The 23,548-nt window shown below is 70.2% G+C and carries 20 protein-coding genes; 6 read left to right on the top strand and 14 right to left on the bottom strand.

Annotation, left to right across the window (positions count from 1 at the left end):
• Positions 1 to 4: 4 nt before the first annotated feature.
• The 5 genes from AUL35_RS06915 to AUL35_RS06935 form a co-directional block, all read right to left on the bottom strand.
• Positions 5 to 1,183: a M20 aminoacylase family protein gene (locus AUL35_RS06915; RefSeq protein ID WP_062013399.1), complete on the bottom strand. Its 1,179-nt coding sequence runs from the start codon at positions 1,181 to 1,183 to the stop codon at positions 5 to 7.
• A 56-nt stretch (positions 1,184 to 1,239) separates the two neighbouring features.
• Positions 1,240 to 2,031 (bottom strand): amino acid ABC transporter ATP-binding protein, encoded by a 792-nt coding sequence (locus tag AUL35_RS06920; protein ID WP_062013401.1) that lies wholly within the window; start codon positions 2,029 to 2,031, stop codon positions 1,240 to 1,242.
• A complete protein-coding gene (locus AUL35_RS06925; protein ID WP_082666169.1) occupies positions 2,028 to 3,035 on the bottom strand; it encodes an amino acid ABC transporter permease in 1,008 nt (335 codons plus the stop codon). Before AUL35_RS06925 ends, AUL35_RS06920 begins: the two co-directional genes overlap by 4 nt.
• Positions 2,969 to 3,862, bottom strand: coding sequence for an ABC transporter substrate-binding protein (locus tag AUL35_RS06930; protein WP_062013405.1), 894 nt, complete (start codon positions 3,860 to 3,862; stop codon positions 2,969 to 2,971). Before AUL35_RS06930 ends, AUL35_RS06925 begins: the two co-directional genes overlap by 67 nt.
• A gap of 67 nt (positions 3,863 to 3,929) precedes the next feature.
• Positions 3,930 to 4,913: a nitrate ABC transporter substrate-binding protein gene (locus AUL35_RS06935; protein WP_062013407.1), complete on the bottom strand. Its 984-nt coding sequence runs from the start codon at positions 4,911 to 4,913 to the stop codon at positions 3,930 to 3,932.
• Positions 4,914 to 5,014: 101 nt separating this feature from the next.
• Here AUL35_RS06935 and AUL35_RS06940 point away from each other — a divergent pair, with 101 nt between their 5' ends.
• Positions 5,015 to 6,343 (top strand): PLP-dependent aminotransferase family protein, encoded by a 1,329-nt coding sequence (locus AUL35_RS06940; RefSeq protein WP_062013409.1) that lies wholly within the window; start codon positions 5,015 to 5,017, stop codon positions 6,341 to 6,343.
• A 61-nt stretch (positions 6,344 to 6,404) separates the two neighbouring features.
• Here the strand turns inward: AUL35_RS06940 and AUL35_RS06945 are convergent, their stop codons facing one another.
• The 5 genes from AUL35_RS06945 to AUL35_RS06965 form a co-directional block, all read right to left on the bottom strand.
• Positions 6,405 to 8,411 (bottom strand): acetyl/propionyl/methylcrotonyl-CoA carboxylase subunit alpha, encoded by a 2,007-nt coding sequence (locus AUL35_RS06945; protein ID WP_062013411.1) that lies wholly within the window; start codon positions 8,409 to 8,411, stop codon positions 6,405 to 6,407.
• A gap of 14 nt (positions 8,412 to 8,425) precedes the next feature.
• Positions 8,426 to 10,561, bottom strand: a complete 2,136-nt coding sequence (scpA, locus tag AUL35_RS06950) for a methylmalonyl-CoA mutase (protein WP_062013413.1) — start codon at positions 10,559 to 10,561, stop codon at positions 8,426 to 8,428.
• On the bottom strand, positions 10,548 to 10,964 hold the full coding sequence (gene mce / locus AUL35_RS06955) for a methylmalonyl-CoA epimerase (protein WP_062013415.1): 417 nt from the start codon (positions 10,962 to 10,964) through the stop codon (positions 10,548 to 10,550). Before mce ends, scpA begins: the two co-directional genes overlap by 14 nt.
• Positions 10,965 to 10,990: 26 nt before the next feature.
• Positions 10,991 to 12,523, bottom strand: a complete 1,533-nt coding sequence (locus AUL35_RS06960; protein WP_062013417.1) for an acyl-CoA carboxylase subunit beta — start codon at positions 12,521 to 12,523, stop codon at positions 10,991 to 10,993.
• 119 nt (positions 12,524 to 12,642) lie between these two features.
• On the bottom strand, positions 12,643 to 13,536 hold the full coding sequence (locus AUL35_RS06965; RefSeq protein WP_062013419.1) for a LysR substrate-binding domain-containing protein: 894 nt from the start codon (positions 13,534 to 13,536) through the stop codon (positions 12,643 to 12,645).
• Between the two features lie 111 nt (positions 13,537 to 13,647).
• Between AUL35_RS06965 and AUL35_RS06970 the strand changes: the two genes are divergently transcribed.
• The gene (locus AUL35_RS06970; RefSeq protein ID WP_062013440.1) at positions 13,648 to 14,403 is read left to right on the top strand and encodes an SDR family NAD(P)-dependent oxidoreductase; all 756 of its coding nucleotides are present in this window, start codon (positions 13,648 to 13,650) and stop codon (positions 14,401 to 14,403) included.
• 238 nt (positions 14,404 to 14,641) lie between these two features.
• On the top strand, positions 14,642 to 15,325 hold the full coding sequence (locus tag AUL35_RS06975; RefSeq protein WP_062013422.1) for a GNAT family N-acetyltransferase: 684 nt from the start codon (positions 14,642 to 14,644) through the stop codon (positions 15,323 to 15,325).
• 36 nt (positions 15,326 to 15,361) lie between these two features.
• Here AUL35_RS06975 and AUL35_RS06980 read toward each other — a convergent pair whose 3' ends face one another.
• The 3 genes from AUL35_RS06980 to AUL35_RS06990 all read right to left on the bottom strand — a co-directional run bounded on the left by AUL35_RS06980 (position 15,362) and on the right by AUL35_RS06990 (position 18,398).
• The gene (locus tag AUL35_RS06980; protein WP_062013424.1) at positions 15,362 to 16,309 is read right to left on the bottom strand and encodes a hypothetical protein; all 948 of its coding nucleotides are present in this window, start codon (positions 16,307 to 16,309) and stop codon (positions 15,362 to 15,364) included.
• 48 nt (positions 16,310 to 16,357) lie between these two features.
• The gene (locus tag AUL35_RS22870) at positions 16,358 to 17,275 is read right to left on the bottom strand and encodes a response regulator transcription factor (RefSeq protein WP_244493688.1); all 918 of its coding nucleotides are present in this window, start codon (positions 17,273 to 17,275) and stop codon (positions 16,358 to 16,360) included.
• A 328-nt stretch (positions 17,276 to 17,603) separates the two neighbouring features.
• Positions 17,604 to 18,398, bottom strand: coding sequence for a WecB/TagA/CpsF family glycosyltransferase (locus AUL35_RS06990; RefSeq protein WP_062013428.1), 795 nt, complete (start codon positions 18,396 to 18,398; stop codon positions 17,604 to 17,606).
• Between the two features lie 181 nt (positions 18,399 to 18,579).
• On the opposite strand from AUL35_RS06990, the gene AUL35_RS06995 reads away from it, so the two are divergent.
• Together AUL35_RS06995 and AUL35_RS07000 are read left to right on the top strand one after the other, a co-directional pair.
• Positions 18,580 to 19,989, top strand: a complete 1,410-nt coding sequence (locus tag AUL35_RS06995; RefSeq protein WP_192847059.1) for a polysaccharide biosynthesis/export family protein — start codon at positions 18,580 to 18,582, stop codon at positions 19,987 to 19,989.
• A 24-nt stretch (positions 19,990 to 20,013) separates the two neighbouring features.
• Positions 20,014 to 21,543, top strand: coding sequence for a right-handed parallel beta-helix repeat-containing protein (locus AUL35_RS07000; RefSeq protein ID WP_062013432.1), 1,530 nt, complete (start codon positions 20,014 to 20,016; stop codon positions 21,541 to 21,543).
• Here the strand turns inward: AUL35_RS07000 and AUL35_RS07005 are convergent.
• Entirely contained in the window at positions 21,533 to 22,723 is a 1,191-nt protein-coding gene (locus tag AUL35_RS07005; RefSeq protein ID WP_062013434.1) for a GNAT family N-acetyltransferase, read from the bottom strand. The two genes, AUL35_RS07000 and AUL35_RS07005, sit on opposite strands and share 11 nt — an antisense overlap.
• 282 nt (positions 22,724 to 23,005) lie before the next feature.
• Here AUL35_RS07005 and AUL35_RS07010 point away from each other — a divergent pair.
• Positions 23,006 to 23,548, top strand: a 543-nt coding sequence (locus AUL35_RS07010) for a hypothetical protein (RefSeq protein ID WP_202814262.1), incomplete at its 3' end; no start/stop codon positions are given.

Here is a 23,548-nt window from a genome sequence, read left to right on the forward strand (position 1 = left end):
CCCGCTACTGGAGGTAGCGTTCCGCGAGCCGGGCCCAAAGGGCCGCGCCCACCGTCAGCGAGGCGTCGGCGAAGTCGTATTTCGCATTGTGCAGCATGGCCGATCCGACGCCGTTGCCGAGCCGCAGGAACGAGCCCGGCTTGTGTTCGAGGAAGTAGGCGAAGTCCTCGCTTCCCGGGATGAGGGTGCAGGTCGACACGCCCGCTTCTCCCACCAGTTCGGTCGCGACCTCGCGGGCGAAGGCCGTCTCGGCCTCCGCGTTCACCACGACGGGATAACCGTGCTGGTAGTCGATCTCGACGCCCGCGCCGTAGCCGGCCGCATGCGCCGTGGCGAGGTCGCGGATGCGCGTTTCCAGAAGCGCGCGCACGGCCGGGTCGAAGGACCGCACGCTGAGCAGCATTCGCGCGGTATCGGGGATCACGTTGCTCGCCTCCCCGGCATGGATCGCGCCGACCGTCACCACCGCGGTCTGCGTCGGATCCACCGAGCGCGAGACCACGGTCTGAAGCGCCATGACGAGCGAGCAGGCGACCATCACCGGATCGATCGACAGGTGAGGCCGCGAGGCGTGGCCGCCCTTGCCGCGCACGGTGATCGCCACCGTGTCGCCCGCCGCCATGATCGGCCCGGACCGAGTGAGGATATGCCCTTCCGGGGCGCCGGGATGGTTGTGGAGGCCGAAGATCGCGTCGAAGGGAAAGCGCTCGAAGAGCCCGTCCTCGATCATGGCGCGGGCGCCGCTGGGGTTTCCGCCCTCCTCGGCGGGCTGGAAGATGAGGTTCACGGTCCCCGAGAAGCGGCGCGTGCGCGCGAGGTATTCGGCCGCGCCGAGCAGCATGGTCGTGTGGCCGTCATGGCCGCAGGCGTGCATGCGGCCGGACACGGCGCTGGCGTAGGGGAGCCCGGTCTCCTCGGTGATCGGCAGGGCGTCCATGTCGGCGCGGATGGCGATCGAGCGCTCGCCCGAGCCGCTGCGAAGGCGGGCGACGACGCCGTGCCCGCCGATCCCGCGCGTCACCTCGTAGCCCCAGCCCTCGAGCTTGTCGGCCACGAAGGCCGCCGTTTCCCGCTCGTCGTAGGACAGTTCGGGATGGGCATGAAGATGGCGGCGCGTGGCGGTCAGCTCGTCGCGCGCGGCGTCGAAGTCTTCGAGGCGGGCGAAATCGTTGGTTCGGGACATGGAAGGCGGGCTTTCGAGGCGACGACCCCGTCCGCGTGGCGGGGCGTCGGCGGGGATCAGATGAAGCGACCGAGGAAGGCGCGCGTGCGGGGGTGCTGCGGGTTGCCGAGGACGGCCTCGGGCGGCCCCTCCTCCACGATGTGGCCTCCGTCCATGAACACGACGCGGTCGGCCGCTTCGCGGGCGAAGCCGATCTCGTGGGTCACCACGATCATGGTCATGCCGCGACCGGCCAGGTCGCGCATGGTGGCGAGCACCTCGCCGACGAGCTCGGGATCGAGCGCCGAGGTCGGCTCGTCGAAGAGCATGAGGCGCGGGCGGATGGCGAGGGCGCGGGCGATCGCGACGCGCTGCTGCTGGCCGCCGGACAGCTGCGCGGGATAGCTGCCCTCCTTGGCGCCGAGACCCACCCGATCCAGAAGCTCGCGCGCATGCCGGACGGCCTCGGCACGCCGCTCGCCGTGCACGCCGATCGGCGCCTCGACGATGTTCTCCAGCGCCGTCATGTGCGGGTACAGGTTGAACTGCTGGAACACCATGCCGATCCGGCGACGCTGCAGCGTGGTGGCCCGCTCGCTCAGCGCCTCGAGTCGGCCGCGATGCCAGCGGTAGCCGATCTGCTCGCCGTCCACCTCGATCGAGCCGCGATCGATGGCTTCCAGGTGGTTGAGGCAGCGCAGGAACGTGGACTTGCCCGACCCCGAGGGACCGAGGATCACCACGGTCTCGCCCGGCGCGACGTCGAGGTCGATGCCCTTCAGCACCTCCAGCCGGTCGAAGGCCTTGTGGACGTTGCGCGCGCGAACCAGTGGCTCGGCGGCGGCGGGGGACGAGGCGAGCGCGCTCATGGGCGGGTCTCCGCGATCGCAAGGGAGGGTGCGGCGGTGCTCGGTTCCGGCACTGCGGCGCGGCGCGCGGCACTGCGGCCGACGCCCCGGGCGTAGTAGCGCTCGATATAGCCCTGGCCGACGTTCAGGACCGAGGTGATCAGGAGGTACCAGACCACCGCCACCAGGAGCATCGGCACGATCTCGAAGGTGCGGTTGTAGATCGACTGCACGGAGTAGAGGAGATCGGCCATCGCGATCACGCTGACGAGCGAGGTCGCCTTGATCATCGAGATTAACTGGTTGCCGGTGGGCGGCACGATGGAGCGCATCGCCTGCGGGATGATGATGCGGCGAAGCGCGCGCCCCTTCGTCATGCCGAAGGCGGCCGCCGTCTCGGCCTGCCCCTTGTCCACCGACAGGAGGCCGCCCCGAATGATCTCGGCCATGTAGGCCGCCTCGTTCAGCGCCAGGCCCACGATCGCCGCCGTGATCGGCGTGATCAGGTCGTTGGTGTCCCACGAGGCGAACGTCGGGCCGAAGGGAATGCCGATCGAGATGGTGGGGAACAGGGTCGAGAGATTGTACCAGAAGATCAGCTGGACGAGCAGCGGCGTGCCGCGGAAGAACCAGATGAAGAGGCCCGCGAGCCCCGTCGCCAGCCGGTCGCCCGACAGGCGCATCACCGCCAGGACGAGACCCAGCGCCACGCCGATCAGCATCGCGACGGCGGTCAGCCAGAGCGTGACGCCCAGGCCCTGCATCACGGTCGGATCGAAGAACCAGTGGGCGACCACCGGCCAGCCGAAGTTCTCGTTGCGCGCGACCACGACCACGGCGTTGATCGCGACCAGAAGCACGACGACCCAGAGCACGACGCGGCCGACCGGGAACGGGCGGTGGGCGCGCGAGACGTCGCGCGCGGCGGGATCGGGCCCGGGCGAAGGGACCGCGCCGCTCACTTGGGAAGGTCCCCGCCAAGGTTGAGGCCGGGCTCCTTGATCATGTTGTTCTCGAGGCCCCATTTCTTCATGATCGAGGCATAGGTGCCGTCCGCCATCAGCACCTTGATCGCGTCGCTCAGAAGCGGCCCAAGCGGTGAGCCCTTGGGTACGACAGCGCCCTGGAAGATGTCCTCGAACCCGTTGGAGGCGCCGATTCCCGTCAGTTCGAGCTGACCGTTGGCCTGGGCGACGAAGTAGGTGAGCGGCGCCTGCGAGGAGAAGAAGGCATCGGAGCGCTTCGAGCGCACGGCCAGGATCGAGCTCGGCTGATCCGTGAAGGACTGGACCTCGACGGGCTCCTTGCCGGCTTCCTGACAGATGCGGCTCTGGGCCTGGATCACGCGCTCGGCCGATCCGCCGGCCATCACCGAGATACGGTGGCCGCAGGCGGTATCGAGCGACACGATGCCCTTCGGGTTGCCCTTCTGAACGCCGAAGACCACGAATTCCTGCACCCAGTCGACGAAGTCGTTGGCGTCCTGCCGGCTCTTGTAGTCGCCGATCGGGCCGAAGGCGAACTGGTAGCGCCCCGAGTTGACGCCCGCCAGCAGCGCCGGCAGGCCGCCGACGGTGGCGTGCTCGATCTCGACGCCCAGGAGCGAGCCGAGCGCGTCGGTGAGGTCGGCGCTCGCCCCGGTCATCTCGGTCCCGGTGACGATCTCGTAGGGCGGGAACGAGCCGTTGTTGACCGAGATCATCTTGCCCGCCGCCCGGATGTCTTCGGGCAGGCGCGCGCGAAGGACCTCGTCGACCTTCGGCATGGGAACAGAGGCGGCGTCCTGGGCGACCGCCTGTCCGATCCAGAGGACCGACAGGAGGGCGGCTGAGGCGGCGAGATGACGTGTCATGCGCGGAGGCTCCTGGTTTGGCGACGGGATGCGCCGAAGGACGGGGTGGTCGGGATGGGGCGCGCGATCAGGCCGCGGCGCGTTGCGGGGCGATCAGCTCGTCGCCGCCCGGGAAAAGCTCGGCGGGCGATAGGAGGCGTGGCAGGATGCCCTGTGCGTGAAGCTCGGCGGCGAAGTCCGCGATCATGGTCTGGTTGGCTTCGACGCCGCTGCGGTTCCAGTCGGCGGGAAGGTCGCGCGAGGAACGGGTCAGCTCCTCGATGATCCAGGGCGTCGTGTCGGCGTACTTGCGGCGCTTGGCGAGCCACACGCGCTGGGACTCGTCGACGAGCTCGCTGAGCTCGGCCGCGACCCAGGGGTGCTGCGCCAGAACCTCGGCCTTGATGCCGAGAAGATGCATCCCCGGCACGTAGCCGACGGCGCGGAAATAGTCGCGCTCGGCCGAGCGGTAGTCGCAGACCACCTGCCGGAAGCCCGAACTCGGCCCGAAGAATCCGTCCGGCATGAAGGGCGTGAACACGGCGTCGAGCGCGCCCTCGGCCAGAAGCTCCATCATCGGCCGCTCGCCGGGCGCGGCCTCGATCCGTCCCGGCCGGCCGAAGCCGTCGAGACGGTCAACGATCGGATGAGCCTCGGTGAGCCGCCCGGCGAACCAGCGCGCATCCTCGACGCCGACGCCCTCGCGGCGCAGGGCGGCGCGCGTCCAGGTGTTCCCGGAGTCGCGCCAGCCGGTCACGCCGATGCGCTTGCCGGCGAGATCGGCCAGCGAGCGCAGCGGGCTGTCCTCTGCGGTGATCACGCACCGATGGCGAAAGCCGCGCATCACGAAGTTCGGCAGGCCGACGACGCTCGCATCCCCCTCGAAGCGCATCTGCGCATAGCGGCTGAACGACATCTCGGCCGCATCGAAGGCCGGCTCTCGGCCGAGATGGGAGACCAGCGTTCCCACGCGCTCGAGGGCGAGGTCGAGGCGCGGCGAGCGGACGTCGCCCAGCGCCAGAGGGGTCAGGTAGTCCCAGTCGCGGACGGCCAGGCGGAGCGTGACGGGCATGCGCGTTCTTTCTTCGGCGTGGTCTTTCCTCAAGCGCTAAATGTTCGGATAATTCCTATCAAATCGAATTTAGTACCTGAACATTAATTCTGGATCGACTGATGAGTGAAACGGCATCTGCTTCCTGGTTTGCGGAAAAGATCGGCAACCGCACCATGAAAGGGATAGCCCAGGAGACCCGCTCGCTGATCCGGATCGGCGCGCTGCCGGTCGGAACGAAGCTGCCCGCCGTTCGAGACCTCGCCTTCGTGCTCGGCGTGAGCCCGGCGACGATCTCCGAGGCCTGGAGCGACCTGCGGCGGCAGAAGATCATCACCGGGCGGGGGCGCAACGGCACCTTCGTCAGCGCCGACAGCTTCGTGGCCAAGCCCGAGCGGCTGGCGAGCGCGGGGCACTACGGTCCGGACGTTCTCGACCTGTCGGTGGCGAGCCCCGATACCGCGCTCCTGCCGACGCTCGGCGAGGCTCTCGCGCAGGGAGCAAGGGCCGAAGGATTGAACAGCTACGAGCGTAGCCGCATCCTGCCGGAGCTCGAAGACGCCGTCCGGCCAACATGGCCCTACGACCCGGGGGCCTTCCTTGTGACCAACGGCGGCTACAACGCCGTCTACACCCTTCTCCACGCGCTCGTGAGGCCGGGTTCGGCGGTGGCGATCGAAGACCCCACCGCCATGCGCCTTCTCGACATTCTGGAGGATCTCGGCGCGGAAATCCTTCCCGTCGCCTGCGACGCGCAGGGCCCCCTGCCCGCCTCGCTGGCGAAGGCTCTCGCCTGCAAGCCCGCCGTCTTCCTGTTTCAGCCACGCCTTCATTCGGTGACGGGCCGCACGGTCAGCGCGGAGCGCCTCGACGCCCTGGCCGGCGTTCTGGCCGGCACCGGAACGCTCGTGGTCGAGGACGACGGCGTCGGCGACATCTCGCCCGTCCCGCGACAGACGCTCGGCGCGCGGTTCCCGGACCGGGTGATCCACATCCTGTCCTATTCCAAGACGCTCGGTCCCGACCTCCGGCTCGCGGTCCTGTCGAGCTCGGCCGCGATCGTCGAGGAGATCCAGTCCTACCGCTCCTTCAGCTCCGGCTGGACGAGCCGCGTCCTCCAGGGCGCGACCGCCTGGCTCCTGCGCGACCCCGAAACCGGGGCGTGTCTCGCGCGGGCACGCGAGGTCTACCGCGAGCGGCGAGAGCGCGTGGTCGAGGCGCTGGAACGGGGCGGCGTCGCGGTGGAGCCGGCAAGCGGAGGCCTTTGCGTGTGGATGCCTGTCGCCGCGGAGTCCTACGCGCTCGTCACGCTGGCGGCCCGCGGCATCGCGGTCCACCCGGGCTCGAAGTTCTCGGTCGCCCCGACGCCCTTCGTGCGCGTCGCGACGGCGCGGCTGGCGGCGAACCACGACAAGGTCGCCGCAGCCCTCCTGACGGCCGCGGGAAACTGAGCCGGGCCGATTTCCCCGACCCGAGGCCGCGACGGGCGGACGCGCATGGAGCGCGGTGTCCTCAGCCGGCCCGCGACGGCTGATCGTCCTGGAACTCGAGAATCACGGCATCCACCAGCAGCGCGTCGCCGGGCGCGACGCGGATGGCCTCCACGGTCGCCGCCTTTCCGGCCCGCAGGACGTTTTCCATCTTCATGGCTTCCACGGTCGCCAACGATTGGCCAGCCGCCACGCGCTGCCCTTCGGAGACATGCACGGCGGTGACCGTACCCGGCATGGGACACAGGAGAAAGCGGGACAGATCGGGTGCGGAATGCTCGATCATGTGACGCGACAGCTCGGCCACTCTCGGGGCCAGGACCGAAACGAGATGACTGGCGCCCTGCGTCGTGAACCTCCAGCGCCCGCGCTCCCGCCTCACCCGGATCGCAAGCGTCGCATCGCCGTATCGCGCGACACACAGCGACGTCCCGACGTCCCAATCGACCTGCAGGGGTCGTTCCGCGCCATCGATCCGGACGGTGCCCGGCAGAACGTCCACGTCATGAACGGCATCGGCGATCGTCACGCGCCAGCGCTGCGGCGGGCGCAGGCCCGGTCCCAGCTGTCCGCCGATCTGGCGCGCGCGCTGGCCGAGGCGCGTTTGAAGGACGGCCGCCGTTCCGGCGAGACAGGCCAGGGTTTCGCGCGAGGCGGGCGCTCCCGCAAAGCCGTCCGGATATTCCTCGGCGATGAAGCCGGTGGTGAGTCGCCCCTCGAGGAAGCGCTCGTGCCGCATGAGAGCGGCAAGGAAGTCGACGTTGTTGCCGACGCCCTCCAGCTCGAACCGGTCCAGAGCCTCGCCCTGTCGCTCGATCGCCTCCTGGCGCGTCGCGCCGTGGGTGACGAGCTTGGCGATCATGGGATCGTAGAAGGGCGAGATCTCGCTTCCCTCCGCCACGCCGTCGTCGACGCGCACTCCCCCGCCCTGCGCGGGCGGACGGTAGCGCGTCAGGCGGCCGGTGGACGGCAGGAAGCCGCGATAGGGATCCTCGGCGTAGACCCTTGTCTCGATGGCCCAGCCGTCGAGCCGCACCTCGTCCTGCCCGAAGGACAGCTTCTCCCCGGCCGCCACGCGGATCATCTGCTCCACGAGGTCGAGGCCGGTGACGAACTCGGTGACGGGATGCTCGACCTGGAGGCGCGTGTTCATCTCCAGGAAATAGAAGCTCGCCCCGGTCGGGTCGGCGCCCGACACGATCAGTTCCACCGTTCCGGCCGAATGGTAGCCGACGGCTTTCGCGAGTGCGACGGCCTGCTCGCCCATGGCCCGGCGCATGGCGGGCGACACGAAGGGCGACGGTGCTTCCTCCACCACCTTCTGGTGGCGGCGCTGGATCGAGCATTCCCGCTCGCCGAGGTGGAGCACCGTGCCGTGCCTGTCGCCGAGCACCTGGATCTCGATGTGGCGCGGGCTCTCGATGAAGCGCTCGACGAAGACGCGGTCGTCGCCGAAGCTCGCCTTGCCCTCGCGGCGTACGGCGTCGAAGCCTTCGCGCAGCTCCGCCTCGCTCCAGGCCAGGCGCATGCCCTTGCCCCCGCCCCCGGCCGAGGCCTTCATCATCACGGGATAGCCGATCTCGCCCGCGATGCGGGCCGCCTCGTCGACAGTCTCGATCTCGCCGAGATGGCCCGGCACGACGTTGACGCCGGCCGCGGCCGCCAGCTTCTTGGACTGGATCTTGTCGCCCATCGCCGCGATCGCACCGGCGGAAGGGCCGACAAAGGCGATGCCGGCCACCTCGCAGGCGCGCGCGAAGCTTTCGCGCTCCGACAGGAAACCGTAGCCGGGGTGTATGGCGTCGGCTCCCGTATCGCGCGCCGCCTTCAGGATGAGGTCCGCCCGCAGATAGCTCTGGCTGGCGGGCGCGGGTCCGAGGCGCACCGCTTCGTCGGCCATGGCGACGTGGGGCGCGTTGGCGTCGGCGTCGGAATAGACGGCGACCGTCGCCAGCCCCATGCGCCGGGCCGTACGCATGACGCGGCAGGCGATCTCGCCCCGATTGGCGATCAGGATCTTCTGGAACACGGCTGTCTCCGGATCTACTCGGCGGCGTCCTCGCCGACGGGGGGCATGTTGTGGCCGAGAAGGCGCAGCACCTCGGCCGCCGCGTCCACGAGGTTGGTGCCGGGTCCGAAGATGGCCTGGACACCCGCGCGGCGCAGCACCTCGTAGTCCTTCGGCGGGATGACGCCGCCGGCGATCACGCGGATATCGGCGCGTCCAGCCTCCGCCAGGCAGCGGACGAGTTCGGGTATCAGCGTCCTGTGGCCGGCCGCGAGCGAGGACGCTCCCACGATGTCGACCTCCCGCTCAACCGCCAGCGCCGCGGTTTCCGCAGGGGTCTGGAACAGCGGCCCCGAGACGATCTCGAAGCCGAGGTCGCCGAAGGCCGAGGCGACGAGGTTGGCGCCCCGGTCGTGACCGTCCTGGCCCATCTTGGCGACGAGGATGCGCGGACGGCGACCGAGGCGGCGCTCCGTGGCGGCGACGGCGTCCGTCAGGCGCGCCCAGCGCACGTCCTCGCCGTAGGCGCCGCCGTAGACGCCCTTCACCGGAGCGGGCCGCGTGTCGTGGCGTCCGAAGACGTCCTCCATGGCGGCCGAGATCTCGCCGAGGGTGCAGCGCGCACGGGCCGCTTCCACCGCGAGTTCCAGAAGATTGCCGGCGCCCCTTGCGCCCTCGCGCAGAGCCTCGAGCGCACGGCTCGCGGCCTGCGGATCACGCGCCGCCTTCACGGCCGCGATGCGCCGCACCTGCGCCTCGCGCACGGCGAGGTTGTCGACGTCGAGGATCTCGATCGGCGCCTCGTCCTTCAAGCGATACTTGTTGACCCCGACCACGACGTCCTCGCCCCGGTCGACGCGGGCCGCCCGAGCCGCGGAGGCCGCCTCGATCATCGCCTTCGGCCAGCCGTCGGCGACGGCCCGGGACATGCCGCCCTCGCGCTCGATCCGATCGATCAGCTCCCAGGCCTCGTTCACCAGCGATTGGGTCAGGCTCTCGACGTAGTACGAGCCGCCCAGCGGATCGACCACGCGGGTCATGCCCGTTTCTTCCTGGAGGACGAGCTGCGTGTTGCGGGCGATGCGCGCCGAATGGTCGGTCGGCAGCGCGATCGCCTCGTCGAGCGCGTTGGTGTGGAGGGACTGCGTGCCGCCCAGCATCGCCGCCATCGCCTCGATCGTGGTGCGGATGACGTTGTTGGTCGGGTCCTGCTCGGTCAGCGAGACACCCGAGGTCTGGCAGTGCGTGCGCAGCATCTTGGAGCGCTCGTCCCGCGCGCCGAGCTGCGTCATCGCCCGGTGCCACAGGATGCGGGCCGCGCGAAGCTTCGCGATCTCCATGAAGAAGTTCATGCCGATCGCGAAGAAGAACGACAGGCGCGGCGCGAAGCGGTCGATGTCGAGGCCCGAGGCCACGCCGGAGCGCACGTATTCCATGCCGTCGGCGATGGTGAAGGCGAGTTCCTGGAGCTGCGTCGCCCCCGCCTCCTGCATGTGGTAGCCCGAGATCGAGATCGAGTTGAAGCGCGGCATCTCGGCGGCCGTGTAGCGGAAGATGTCGGAGACGATGCGCATGGAGGGTTCGGGCGGATAGATGTAGGTGTTGCGGACCATGAACTCCTTGAGGATGTCGTTCTGGATGGTCCCCTCGAGCCGGGCGCGCGGCACGCCCTGCTCCTCGCCCGCCACGATGAAGAAGGCGAGCACCGGGATCACCGCCCCGTTCATGGTCATGGAGACCGACATCTCGCCCAACGGGATGCCGTCGAAGAGGATCGCCATGTCCTCCACGGTGTCGATCGCGACACCCGCCTTGCCGACGTCGCCCGTCACGCGCGGATGGTCGGAATCGTAGCCCCTGTGGGTGGCGAGGTCGAAGGCGACCGACAGGCCCTTCTGTCCGGCGGCGAGGTTGCGGCGATAGAAGCCGTTCGACTCCTCGGCCGTCGAGAAGCCCGCATATTGCCGGATCGTCCAGGGTCGCCCGGCATACATGGTGGCCTTCACGCCGCGCCCGAACGGCGCGAAGCCCGGCAGGCCCGGATCCCATCCCGCCGTGTCGTCGGCCGTGTAGAGCGGCTTGACCGCAATGCCCTCCGGCGTATGCCAGGTCAGGTCGCGATCCTTCGCCTCCTTGGCCGCCAGCGTCTTCCAGTCCTCAATGTCCGGCATGGGCCGCCTCCATCAGTTCCACCAGGACGCCGCCCATCTCGCGCGGATGCAGGAAGACGACCCGCGTGCCGTGCGCGCCGAGGCGCGGCTCGCCCAAGGGGCGCGCGCCCGCGGACACGGCGTCCCGGATCGCCGCGTCGAGGTCGGCCACCTCGAAGCAGAGATGGTGCTGTCCGCCGGCCGGGTTGCGCTCGAGAAAGCCAGCGAGCGGCGAGGCGTCGCCCAGCGGCTCGATGAGTTCGATCTGCGCGTTGGGCGCGTCGACGAAGCAGACACGCACGCCTTGCGCGGGCAGATCGAAGCTCTCCCCCACCGCGGCCGCACCGAACAGGCGGGCGTAGTGCCCGCGCGCCTCGGCGATCGAGCGCGTCGCCACGCCCACGTGGTTCAAGCGTCCGAACATCGCAGGACCTCCCATCCCCTCGCCGCTCACAGCGGGATGTTGTCGTGCTTCTTCCACGGGTTCTCGAGCCGCTTGCCGCGCAGCTTGCGCAAGCCCAGCGCGATGCGCCGACGCGTGGAATGGGGCATGATCACCTCGTCGATGAAGCCCATCGACGCCGCGACGAACGGGTTGGCGAAGCGCTCCTCGTATTCGCGCGTGCGCTCGGCGATCTTCTCGGGGTCGCCCGCATCCTTGCGGAAGATGATCTCCACGGCCCCCTTGGCGCCCATCACCGCGATCTCGGCCGTGGGCCAGGCGTAATTGAGATCGCCGCGCAGGTGCTTGGAGGCCATCACGTCGTAGGCGCCGCCATAGGCCTTGCGGGTGATCACGGTGATCTTGGGGACCGTCGCCTCGCCATAGGCGAAGAGAAGCTTCGCGCCGTGCTTGATGATGCCGTTGTGTTCCTGCGCGACGCCCGGCAGGAAGCCCGGCACGTCCACGAAGGTCACGATTGGAATCTCGAAGGCGTCGCAGAAGCGCACAAAGCGCGCGGCCTTCTTGGAGGCGTTGATGTCGAGAACGCCGGCCAGAACCGTCGGCTGATTGGCGACGAAGCCGACCGTGCGCCCCTCGATCCGACCGAAGCCGATCACGATGTTGGCGGCGTGGTTCGGCTGCAGCTCGAAGAAGTCGCCCTCGTCCGCGACCTTCACGATCAGCTCGCGCATGTCGTAGGGCTGGTTGGAGGCGGCGGGCACGAGCGTGTCGAGCGAGGGCTCCAGCCGGTCGGCGGGATCGAGGGTCGGGCGCTCCGGCACGCCGGAGCGGTTGCTGGCCGGCAGGAAGTCGAAGAAGTCGCGCGTGGCGAGCAGCGCCTCCACGTCGTTTTCCAGCGCCATGTCGGCAACGCCCGAGCGCGTGGAGTGGGTGCCGGCACCGCCGAGGTCCTCCTGCGAGACCTTCTCGCCCGTCACCGTCTTCACGACGTCGGGCCCGGTCACGAACATGTAGGAGGAGTGCTTCACCATGAAGATGAAGTCGGTCATGGCCGGAGAGTAGACCGCGCCGCCCGCGCAAGGGCCCATCACGAGGCTGATCTGCGGCACGACGCCCGACGCCAGGACGTTGCGCTGGAACACCTCCGCATAGCCGCCGAGCGAGGCGACGCCCTCCTGGATGCGCGCGCCGCCGGAATCGTTGAGGCCGATCACGGGCGCCCCGACCCGCATCGCCGTATCCATGATCTTGCAGATCTTGCCGGCGTGGCGCTCCGACAGCGAGCCGCCGAAGACCGTGAAGTCCTGGCTGAAGACGAAGACGAGGCGGCCGTTGATCGTGCCCGAGCCCGTAACCACGCCGTCGCCGGGAATGCGCTGCTCGGCCATGCCGAAGTCCGAGGCGTTGTGCTCGACATACATGTCGAGCTCCTCGAAGCTGTCCTCGTCGAGCAGGATCTCGAGGCGCTCACGTGCCGTCAGCCGACCCTTGGCGTGCTGAGCCTCCACACGCCTCGGCCCGCCGCCCGCCCGCGCTTCGGCGCGCTTGGCCTCGAGTTTGGCGAGGATCTCGATCATGCCCGGCTCCCGCGACGATGCTCCCGGCATGGTTCTTTCAACACGGCGGCTGATATGCAAACGCCAATTTGCTCGAAAGCGGCGCGGCTCGAGGCGGGGGGCGGGCGCGAGGCTCGCCGCTACAGTGCCGGGAAGTTCCTCGCCAGGTGATCGATCAGGGCGCGCACGGCCGGCGGCAGGCCGCGCCGCGTCGTGAAGACGATATGAACGATCCCGTCCCGGCTCCGCCAGTCCCGGAAGACGCGAACGAGGGTGCCCGATGCGATATGCCGGGCGCAGGCGTGGTCCGGCAGGAAAGCCACGCCCAGCCCCTCCGCCGCCGCGTCAGACAGAACGGCGAAGTCGGCGCAGGTCATGCGTGGCTCATGGCGCAGGACATGCCGTGCCCCATCGTCGCGCTCCAGCGTCCACGTCGTCTCGCCCGCCTCGTCGCTTGTCCCCAGCGTCGCCACTTGGCCGAGTTCGCCGATATCCGCGCCGAGGCCGCTCGCCATCTGCGGGCTGGCGACAAGGATCCAGCGCGAGCGTCCGAGCGAGCGCATGGTCAGGGACGCGTCGCCCGTCAGTTCATGCCGCACCCGCAGCGCCACGTCGACGCGCTCCTCGATCAGGTCGACGGCCCGGTCCGTTACGACGAGCTGAATCCGGACCTTCGGAAAGCGGGCCAGGAAGTCGCGCGTGATAGCGGATACGACCTTCAGGAGATTGCGCGGGCAGCTCAGGCGGATGCGCCCGTGCGGCTCGGCCTGCGCCTCGGCGACCAGCGCCTCGGCCCTCTCGGCCTCCAGCATGATCGCGCGGCAGCGCTCGAAGAAGGTCTGGCCGACCTCGGTGACGCGAAAGCGCCGGCTCGAGCGCTCGATGAGGCGAACGCCCAGGCGGGACTCCAGCGCGGCGACCCGGCGGCTGAGCTTCGACTTGGGTTCGCGCAGGGCCCGACCGGCGGCGCTGAAGCCGCCATGACCGACAACCTCGGCAAAGATCGCGTAGTCGTTGAGATCGTGTCGCATCATCGTTCCTTCTCTGGAACGCTGTGTGCCATGTCCCGGGACTTTCGGCACCACCGTTGTCGGCACATCTCCGCTTCACTTCGGCACGTGAGCCGACACCAGAGGAGAACGATGATGACGAACAGGTTCGCAAACAAGGTCGTGGTGGTCACCGGCGCCACAAGCGGCATCGGCTTGGCCGCGGCCAAGGCCTTCTCGCGGGAAGGCGCGTCGGTCTTCGTCACCGGCCGCCGCCAGGACGCGCTGGATACCGCCGTGCAGTCGATCGGCGGACGCGTGAGCGGGGTACGCGGCGACATGGCGAACCTCGCCGATATCGACCGCCTCTACGACGCCGTCCAGCAGAAGCACTCCCAGATCGACGTCGTCTTCGCCAACGCCGGCGGCGGCGAATTCGCTCCGCTCGGAGCCATCACGGAGGAGCAGTTCGACCAGACCTTCGGCACCAACGTGAAGGGCACCCTCTTCACGGTCCAGAAGGCGCTGCCCCTCCTCAAGGACGGCGGCGCGGTGGTCCTGACCGGCTCGACGGCCGGAACGGAAGGGACACCCGCCTTCAGCGTCTACTCCGCCAGCAAGGCGGCCGTGCGCAACTTCGCCCGCAGCTGGATCCTCGACCTGAAGGAGCGCCGCATCCGCGTCAACGTCGTCAGCCCCGGCGCGACCCGCACGCCCGGCCTCGTCGGCCTGGCCGGCGATGACAAGTCCCAGCAGCAGGGTCTTCTCGACCAGCTCGCCTCGCGCATCCCGCTCGGCCGCGTCGGCGAAGCCGACGAGATCGCCAGGGCTGTGCTCTTCCTGGCCTCGGAGGAGGCGAGCTTCGTCAACGGCGCCGAACTCTTCGTCGACGGCGGCCAGGCCCAAATCTGAACGGACCCGACGAGACCGCAACGCTCGGATCGCCCCGAGGTGGTTCAGGCTCGGCGCCAAGGCTCGTCTCATGCGGCTCACGGCGCAGTGATCGTCGCTACTCCCGATGCGCCGTCCTTGGTTGCGCGGACGCTCTTACGCGAGCGTCTCCTGGCGATAGCCTGATCGAATGGCAACCGGCGGCGGGCATCGCGACGTCCGCCGGACGCAAGCACGTCCGGTCCCGGGAGAAACGGTCATGGGGAAAATCAGCAATGCCTGGGCGACGGCGTCGGAACTGGCGTCGGAAGGCCGGTTCCAGGAGATCGCCCGTCGCTCGATCGAACTCGCGTATCGCGAACGCCGGGCGCTCGGCCTGCGGCGCGATCTCCGCATCCCCATCCCGCATCGCACAGCCCGGATCCCGATCACGGTCCGGCCGCTTGCCGGCGACGACATCCCGTTTTTGTTCCCCCGGGGAACCGAGCGCCTCGCTCGCCGGGAGAAGGTGGAACTCGCCACGCGGCGTGCGATGCTCGACGCGGGCGTTCCGCAGTGCTTCGTTGCCGTGGATGCGGATGGTACGCCCTGCTACTTCCAGTGGCGTCTCGACCACCGGCAGAACCGGTTCCTCCAGTCCCACTTCCCGCGCCGCTGGTTCCCGGTCCTGCGCGAGGACGAGATCCTCCTGGAGAACGCCTATACGCCGGTCGCCTTCCGGGGAAAGGGCATCATGTCCGAGGCGATGGCGATCATCGCGGAAACGGGCGAAGACGTCGGCGCGCGCGCCGCGATCACCTTCGTCGAGGTCGACAACCCGCCCTCGCTGAAGGCCTGCGCGAACGCGGGCTTCGCGCCCTACACGCTGCGCCGGGAGCGGAGCTGGCTGGCCGGCGCTCTGGCGCACAGGCGCTTCGAGGACTTCGAGCCCGCGCGGGGATGAGACGCAGCTCCGGGGGCGGCGACAGACGCGGGCGGCTCACGAAAGGCGCGCGACCATGGATTTCATCCGCCGCAGGAGCGCCGGAACGCCCGCGCGCGGGCGCATCGCCTGCGGGTCGGGGTCGGTGAGACCTGCGGGAAGAAGGCGCCGGGCTGCCCGCGCCGGCCACTTGCGGTTCCAGGAATGCTCCGTTGCGCGCGCGTTCATGAGCGCGGGATGGACGAAGATCCGGTAGCCCCGCGCCCGAAGGCCCTCGTGCAGCCCGACATGCTCGCAGACCGGCGACCCGCCGGCGGTGCTCGCGGCGTATCGAGCCCCGCGAAGAGCCTCCGCGCGGTAGATCGCAAGCCCCCCGAAGGCCGAGGCGACCTCGATCGGGGGCAAGCGTGGATCGAGCCGGATCATGCGGCTGTGGACGGCGATCTCCAGCGCCGGAATGCGCCCGACGACCGGCGCGAGCGCGCGATAACGGTCCCAGCAGTCGTCGGGACTCCAGGTCTCATGCCGGAGGGCCCAGATGTCGTAATAGGCGTCCCCCTGGTTGGCGGCGCAGACATCCCAGGGCGCGGGCGAGGCGAAGCAGCTTTCGACCGCCCGCGCCGTCAGGGCGGAGTTGACCCCGTCGAGGTCGGCGACCACCACGTAGCCGCCAAGCGAGGCTTGCGCGCCGAGCTCGTCGAGATAGCGGTTGCGGCAGTGGGCGATGCGCTCGCTGCGCAGGGGAAGCGCGTCCGCCAGCCGGCCCAGCGAAAGGGCGCGGAACCCCGGCACGGTTCGCGACAGCGCGCCCAGCACCTCGGGCGTCCCGTCGCGCGAGTCGCTTTCCACCACCACGAAGCGAAGGCTCCGGGCCGCGCCGAAGGCCCGCCGGAGATGCGCGATCTCCTGCGGCAGGCGCCGTGCGGCATCGCGCACGACGCCGACCACCGTGACGTCGCTCTCCTCCAGCGAGGGACGCGGCGCGGCTCCCGGTTCGGATCTCATCTCACCCGCTCGAATGCTGGGCGACGCCACGGGGCGGCGCCCGAAAGGTCAGGGCCGCGAAGCCGACAGACGGGAGGCCGAGGCGTTTCGCGCGCCCAGGCCCACCGCGAGGGAGCGCAGGTAGGCGTCGGCATGGGCGCCGTTGGCGGGGGCGAAGCGCGGAACGTCGACCCGCGGCATCCTGTCGTCGCCGGAGCGCTCCGACGAGACGGCGGCGGCCGGCTCGCGCATCCGGTTCATCATCCAGACCGCGGCCTGCGTCCGGTTGAGCACCTTGATCTTGCGCAGGATCGCCTTGAGGTGGACCTTGACCGTGGCTTCCGTGATGTAGCAACGCCGGGCGATCACCTTGTTGGACAGGCCCTCCACGAGGCACAGGAGGATCTCCTCCTCGCGGGCCGACAGGGTGTCGCGCTTCGTGACCGGGTCCAGCGCCGGCGGCGCGGCAGCGGGCGCCTCCGCCGCCCGCTCGATCTCCGGCTCCCGGCTGCCGTCCGGCAGCGGCTCGGCCGCCGGGGATGAGACGACGCTCTCGACGGGATCCGGCACGGAGACAGGAAGAGCCTCGGCTGCGGGTCTTGCGGGCGTCGCCGGTGCGTTCAGCACCGAGAACACGTGCTCTCCCAGCATGATCAGCTCGATGCTGCGCATCAGCACATGACGGGAAGTCGAGCGCAGCAGGAATCCGTCGACCCCCAGACGCTCCAGCCGGTGCCGGCTCTCGTCGTCGAAGGCGCGCAGGAGGAGAACGATCCTGGATCGGGGCTTGTCCTTGCGGACCGAGGCGATCGCCGCCTCGAGCATCGGCGTCGGATGGTCGTCCGACAGGATGATCAGAAGGCCGTCGTCGCGGTCCCGCAAAGCCTCGACCAGTTCGGTATAGGTCGAGACGGCGACGGCGACGTCGAAGCCTTCTTCCTCGATCAACAGGCGGATACCGTCCCTCGACAAGAAACTGGTATCCATGATGGCAGCTGTGACATGACGCGACATGATCCTACTTGTCCCGCAACAAAGGTCGGATACTCGAATCAATCCGCGTCATTCCGATACGTGATCACCGCCGGATGGCGGGGCATCTTCAATCAGCGGCCTGCGACATTTCGGATGGTTTTCCACGTTGACACTATGAAGCTATTATTATTTTGTTGATTGATCTCGATCAAACATAGTTCACATTAGTTGGCGACAATTTATATGGCGCGCCGAGTATTTCTGCGCCCATCCAACAATCGTCAAAAGACGAAGCGGAGGTGAATGACGGGCTCTGCGCTCGCGCGCCGTCTGCGCCGGCTCAAAGCCGGTTCGCTCCCTTTTCGGCCGCGCCGCGAGGGCGTCCCGCCCCTTCCGCGAGGGCAAGAAGAAGGAAGCGGGGAACGATCCGCCCGTAGCGACCCGCGAGGCGCCTTGGCTCCCGCACGAGGCGATAGGCCCATTCCAGGCCGTGGCGCTGGAGCCATGCGGGCGCCTGTCGCTGGCGCCCGGCCAGGAAGTCGAACGCCGCCCCCACCCCTACGAGAACCGGCGCGTCGAGCCGCTCCCGGAATGCGTCCATCCAGCGCTCCTGCTTGGGCGTTCCGAGCCCGACCCAGACGATGTCGGGACGCGCGGCGTTGATGAGGCCCGCGACGTCGTCCATCTCGTGGTCCTCGAGCGGCCGGAAGGGCGGCTGGTAGGTGCCGACGACCTGCAGTTCGGGCGTGCGGGCCCGCATGGTCCACGCGAGGTCCTGCGCCACGCCCTCGCCCCCGCCGTAGAAGAAGTGCCGCAGGCCGTTTCGGGGGGCGCGCGCGCACACCGCGGCCATCAGGTCCGGGCCGTAGACCCGGCGCACCGTCTTCAGCCCGTGCCGGTTCGCCCACCAGACCAGCGGCATGCCGTCGGGGGTCACCATGCTCGCGCGGCGATGGATCGCCAGAAGCTCGGGATCGTCCTGGCACTCGATGACGCCATGCACGCCGGTGACGCAGACGAAGGTCTTGGTGCCGTCGCGGCCCCAGGCCTCGACGATCTCGACCGCCCTCGGCAGATCGAGTTCGCTCACCGGAACGCCGAGTACGTCGAACCTGGCATGCGAAAGCGCGTTCATGCGATTCCCCTCCGGTCTGATCGCCACGACGGTTCCGATACGTAGCCGATGCTGCGGCGCAAAACGTGGACCCAGACGAGGTAGCCTGTCCGGATAAGGCGATGCTTCCTTTGCGCCGCGCCTCTGCGGCCGGCCGGTTGCTAGGCTCGCGTCCCAGTCGGAGACGAAAGGGATGGGCTCGATGCGGACCGCACGCGATCTGGAAAACGGGCGTCGCCGCGCCGGCGCGGGCCGCCTCTCGCGCATCGGCGCCGGCCTTCTCCTGGCGACCGCACTTCTCTCCGCAGCCCCGAGCGGTCGAGCCGAGCCGTCGCCGGACAGGGAGAGCGCGTCCCCGAAGCCCGACACGACACCGCCCGACAGCACGCAGCGCGACCGGCTCGCGCCCGGCGACAGGCTCACCATCACCATTCTCGACCAGCCGGAACTGTCCGGAGTGTTCCAGGTGGAGCCATCCGGCGAGGTGGTGATCCCGCTGCTCGGCCGCATCGCGGCGGCGGGGTCGACCGTCGAGACCCTTCGGGCCGCGCTCGTGGCGCGCTTTGCCGATGGCTATATCCAGAACCCCAACATCGTCGTGCGGCTCGCCGAGCTGCGGCCCGTGACCGTCGTTGGCGCCGTTCGCACGCCGGGCCGCTATGCCTTCCTCGAGGGCATGACGGTGGCGACCGCGCTCGCGCTCTCGGGCGGCCTCAGCGCCCTGACGAGCGAGGAAGCGCTGGCGCGGGCCGACTTCCTCGCGTCCCAGCAGCAGCTCGGCGCACAGGAGATCAACTATGTCGGGCAGCTCGCGCGGCGCGCGAGGATCGAGGCGTCCCTGGCCGGCACCGCGATCACGCCGCCCGCCGTCGCTCCCTCGGAGAAGGAGACGCTCGCGCGCTTCCTGGCGACGGAAGAGCGGGTCCTTGCGGCCAATCGCGACAGCCTTGCGCGGCAGCGCGCTCTTCTTGCCGAGCAGTCCAAGCAGATCACGAGCGACATCGACGTGTTCAGCCAACAGCTGGCCCTCGAAAAGGAGCAGGCCTCGCTTCTCGACAAGCAGGTCGATTCGGTTCGCCAGCTCCTGACCAACGGCCTGACCCGCCAAGCCAGCCTCCTCGACATCGAGCGCGAACGCTCGCGCTCGCGCTCGAACCTCGCGCAGCTGGCCGGAAGCGTCGCGCGCACCCGCTCGCTCCAGGTCGAGGCCCAGTTCCGCCTCGACCAGCTGGAGACGGCGGCGCGCGAGGCGGACGTCGCCGCGCTTCAGACCGTGAACCAGCAGATCGCCGAGAGCGAGGCGACGCTGCCGCTGGCGCGCGAGCTGCGCGACGTGCGCCGGGGGCGCCTCGCCCACCTGCCGGCGCCGGTCGCGACGCCGCCGCTGATCAGCCTGACGCGCTTCTCCGACGGCGCCTTCGTCCACTCGCCCGCCCTTCTCGACGCGCCCGTCTGGCCGGGCGACGTGATCCAGGTCGGAAGCGACGAGGACCTCCTGCAGCCGGGCGGCCTTCCGCCCGGCACGGCCTCGCCCGTCGCGGCGCTCGGTGGAGCCGCCGCGCCTCGGGGCGCGGACACGGTGCCGCCGGACGCGACGGCCGAGGCCCGCTGACCACCCCGCCTCGGAGCGTCCGCCATGCCCGCCGCCCCCGCCGCCGCGCTTCTGGCGTTCCTGCCGATGGTGGCCGACTGCGCGACGCCGGTCGGCCCCGCGGACGACGCGCTTCTCGCGCTGATGCGGCCGGGCCGCCCCCTGCCCGGCCCGCCCGGCCAACCCTGCCCGGCCGGCGCCATCGCGCTGCCGGCGGGCTCTCCCGCCCAGCCCATCGTCGATCGCGCGCCGCAGGGCGCCGCCTTCTGCGTCGGCGCGGGCGTTCACCGGGCGGAGACGATCGCGCCCCGGTCGGGCCAGCGCTTCTTCGGCGCGCCGGGGGCGGTCCTGCGCGGCTCGGTGGAACTCGGCGCCTTCGAGCGGCGGGACGGCGTCTTCTCGGCCCCCGCTCCGCTGCCCATGGGCGACGCGCACGGAAGCTGCCTGCCGGACCGGCCCGCCTGCGCGAGCCCGGCCGCCGTGTTCGTGGACGGCGAGCCCGTGCCCGAGGTCGCTCGGCTCGCGGACCTTTCCCCCGGCCGCTTCTTCTTCGACCGCGACGCGGGCCGCGTCGTCACGCCCGACGACTGGCGCGGACATCGCGTCGAGGCGAGCGCCGTCCCCTTCGCCTTTCTCGCCAACGGCGCGCGCGACGTGACGGTCTCGGGCCTCGTGGTCGAGCACTATGCCAGTCCCGCCCAGCGCGGCGCGATCTACGACGACACGGACGAGGCGGCCAGCGGATGGCGGATCGAACACAACGAGGTGCGCCTCAACGGCGGGCTCGGCGTGCGGGCGGGTCCGGGTGCGACCGTCCGCGCCAATCGCATCATGCGCAACGGCCAGCTCGGCGTCGGCTTCTCCAGCCCGAACGTGCGGGTCGAGGACAACGTGATCGCCGGCAACAACCGCGAGGGCTACGACCCGGCGTGGGAGGCCGGCGGCCTCAAGGGCACGCAAACCCACGGCACGGTGATCGCGGGCAACCTCGTCTACGCAAACGGGGGGCCGGGCCTGTGGTGCGACATCGAATGCCGCGACGTCGCCTACCGCGACAATCTCGTGGCGCTGAACGGGGGGGCCGGCATCTTCCACGAGATCAGCGGCGCCGCCGAGATCCGGGGCAACGTCCTGCGGTGCAACGGCGGCGAGGAGGGCTGGTACTGGGGCGCGGGCATTCTCCTCGCCTCGTCGCGCGACGTCGGCGTCCGGGGAAACCTCGTCCTGTCCGGCGAAGGGGCGACCGGCATCGCGATCGTCGACCAGGGCCGGGCGCGGGACGACGGGACGCTCTACCAGGCGGCGCGCAACCGGGTGGAAGGCAATCTCGTGCGCTTCGAGGGAACGCACGGGCGCATGGGAGCGGCGAGCGACGTCGCGCCCGGCAGCGCCAACAGCGGTGCCATCGAGGCCGGCGACAACCGCTTCGAGGGCAATCTCTACCGCGTGCCGCCGGGCTTTTCGGGCGAATTCGCCTGGGGGGCTCGCACGCTCCCCTTCCGCAGCGTTCCCGTCGGCGGGCAGGAACGGGACGGGCGCCTGGAGGTCGAGGCGCCCGCCGCCCTCACGCGTTGATCACGAAGGGAAGCCGCGCGATCCGCTGCCGCAGGCTTGGCGGCAGGGCCTTGAACGCCCGCACCATGGGCGGCCGGCCGCGCCGGAGATAGGCGGTCGCCATCCGGCCCCGTCGCGTCAGCGGCCAGGCGAGATCGGCCACCGGGACCGCTTCGCCCGTCCATTCGGTCTTGTGCGGCATCTCGGGGGGCATGAAGTCGAAGAAGCCGATGCCGGACGCCTCGTCCTGGAAGATGCGCAGGAGAAGAAGGCGGCCCGGCGCGTGCATGGCGAAGCGCTGGTCGTAGCTCTGCAGCATCGACAGGTAGCGTCCCTTCTCCAGAAGGCCGATCTCGATGGCGGCGGTCCGCTCGCCGACGGCGAGCCGGAAGACCGCAAAGCCGCTGCGTCGCGCGAGTTCCGACAGGAGCAGGGCGTTGGCGGGATGAAGGTAGCCCGCGCTCGTCACGCCGCGCTCGCGCAGCCACTCGTCCTTCAGGGCGAGCGCCTCGGCGACCGCAGCGGCCTGCGCCGCGCCCTCCACCCGCTCGTAGCGCAGCGGTCCCGCCTTCGCGAGAAGGCGCGCGTGGCGCGCAAGCGCGTTGAGCGAGCGGCCCGTGCGAAGGCTGCGGGGATCGGCCGCGCCTGTCAGCCGCAGGACGGGCGCCCGCTCCTCGGCGATGACGCGCCAGTCGGTCGTCTCCTGCCCGCGCAGGTGGGCGAGCGTCGAGTCCCCCCGCGTTCCCCGCATGAGGACCATGTCTGCGTCGCCGAGATCCTCGACCGCCCGGCAGGCCGCACGGAACGCGGCGGGCGCCGTCGACCGGGCGTCGACGAGGATGTCGGAATACTGGGTCGCCGGCGCGCCCAGCGACCCGAGGATGCGAACGGGCCCGAAGGTCCTGTGCGACAGCGGCCAGACGAGAACCAGGCGGCCGCCCTCGCGCACGGTCACGATCCGGGCGCGCTCGCGATGCCCGCTGCGGGCGCAGCTGTCCATCCACGCCATGCACCAGTCGGCCCCCTGGTAGAAGGCCGGCGCCGCCGAGCGCTCGCCGAGCGAGGCCCACTCGCCGGCGATCGCGCACGCGCTTTCGAGAACCTCCGCCGAGAACTCGTCGCCCGCCGCTTCCGGATGGACCGGAGCGCCCGTGCGGCGGCGCGGGCCCGAGAAGGTCGAACGTATCGAAAGGCCGTCCATCGAAGATAAGTCCCCGCATTCCTCGCGGCGCGACAACCGGTCCGCGCGCGGTTCATGGTGCCATCATCGCAGGCGGAAACCGGGTGGGCGTCCGAGGTAGGCCGGACGGCGACGCGCCGGGGACGCAAGCGGCGGTCCGGTGCCGCGCCGGGCGCCTCCGGCGGGTCGGGCTACCTCTCTTTCGCCAGTGCAATTCGGCCGGGATCGCCGATGCTGGCGCTCGGCCGTGGACGGCGCCCCGGGCGCGGGCGGTCGCACGGCCTCCAGCTGGAAGGACCCGGGATGACGACGCCCCGAACTGTGCCCGCCCTGCGCCCCTATTCGAACGGCGCAAACGCCGGCGGCGCCCGGCCCTCGCCGTTTCAACAAGCCGACCCGCTGGACCGGGACCTGCGCTCCGAGGACGATCTTTCCTTCGCCCGCGTGATCCGCGCCGTGCTGCGTCATCGCCGCCTGATGCTGGGTGCGATCCTGGCGGGGCTCGCGGTCGCGGCTCTGGCCGGAACGCTGCTTCCGGGGCGCTCGGTCGGCGAAGCGGTGGTGCAGCTCGTGTTCGAGAATGCCGGACTGCCCGCTTCGGGCGCGACGGGCGGGGGCGCCTCGATCGTGCTCGACGCCGCCGCCCTCGTGAGGGGCGAGACGGAGATCATCGCCTCCCGCGCCGTCGCCCGCCGCGTGCTCGCCGCCGAGCCCGCCGCCGCCCGGTTCGCCGCCGCGCGAGCCGGGCGGGACCCGATCCAGACGCTGCAGAAGGCGCTCGAGGTGGCCAACGACGGCAAGTCCTACATCGTGCGCATCCGCTTCACGGCGGGCGACGCGCGAACC

This window comes from Aureimonas sp. AU4 (assembly GCF_001463765.1).
GTDB lineage: Bacteria > Pseudomonadota > Alphaproteobacteria > Rhizobiales > Rhizobiaceae > Aureimonas.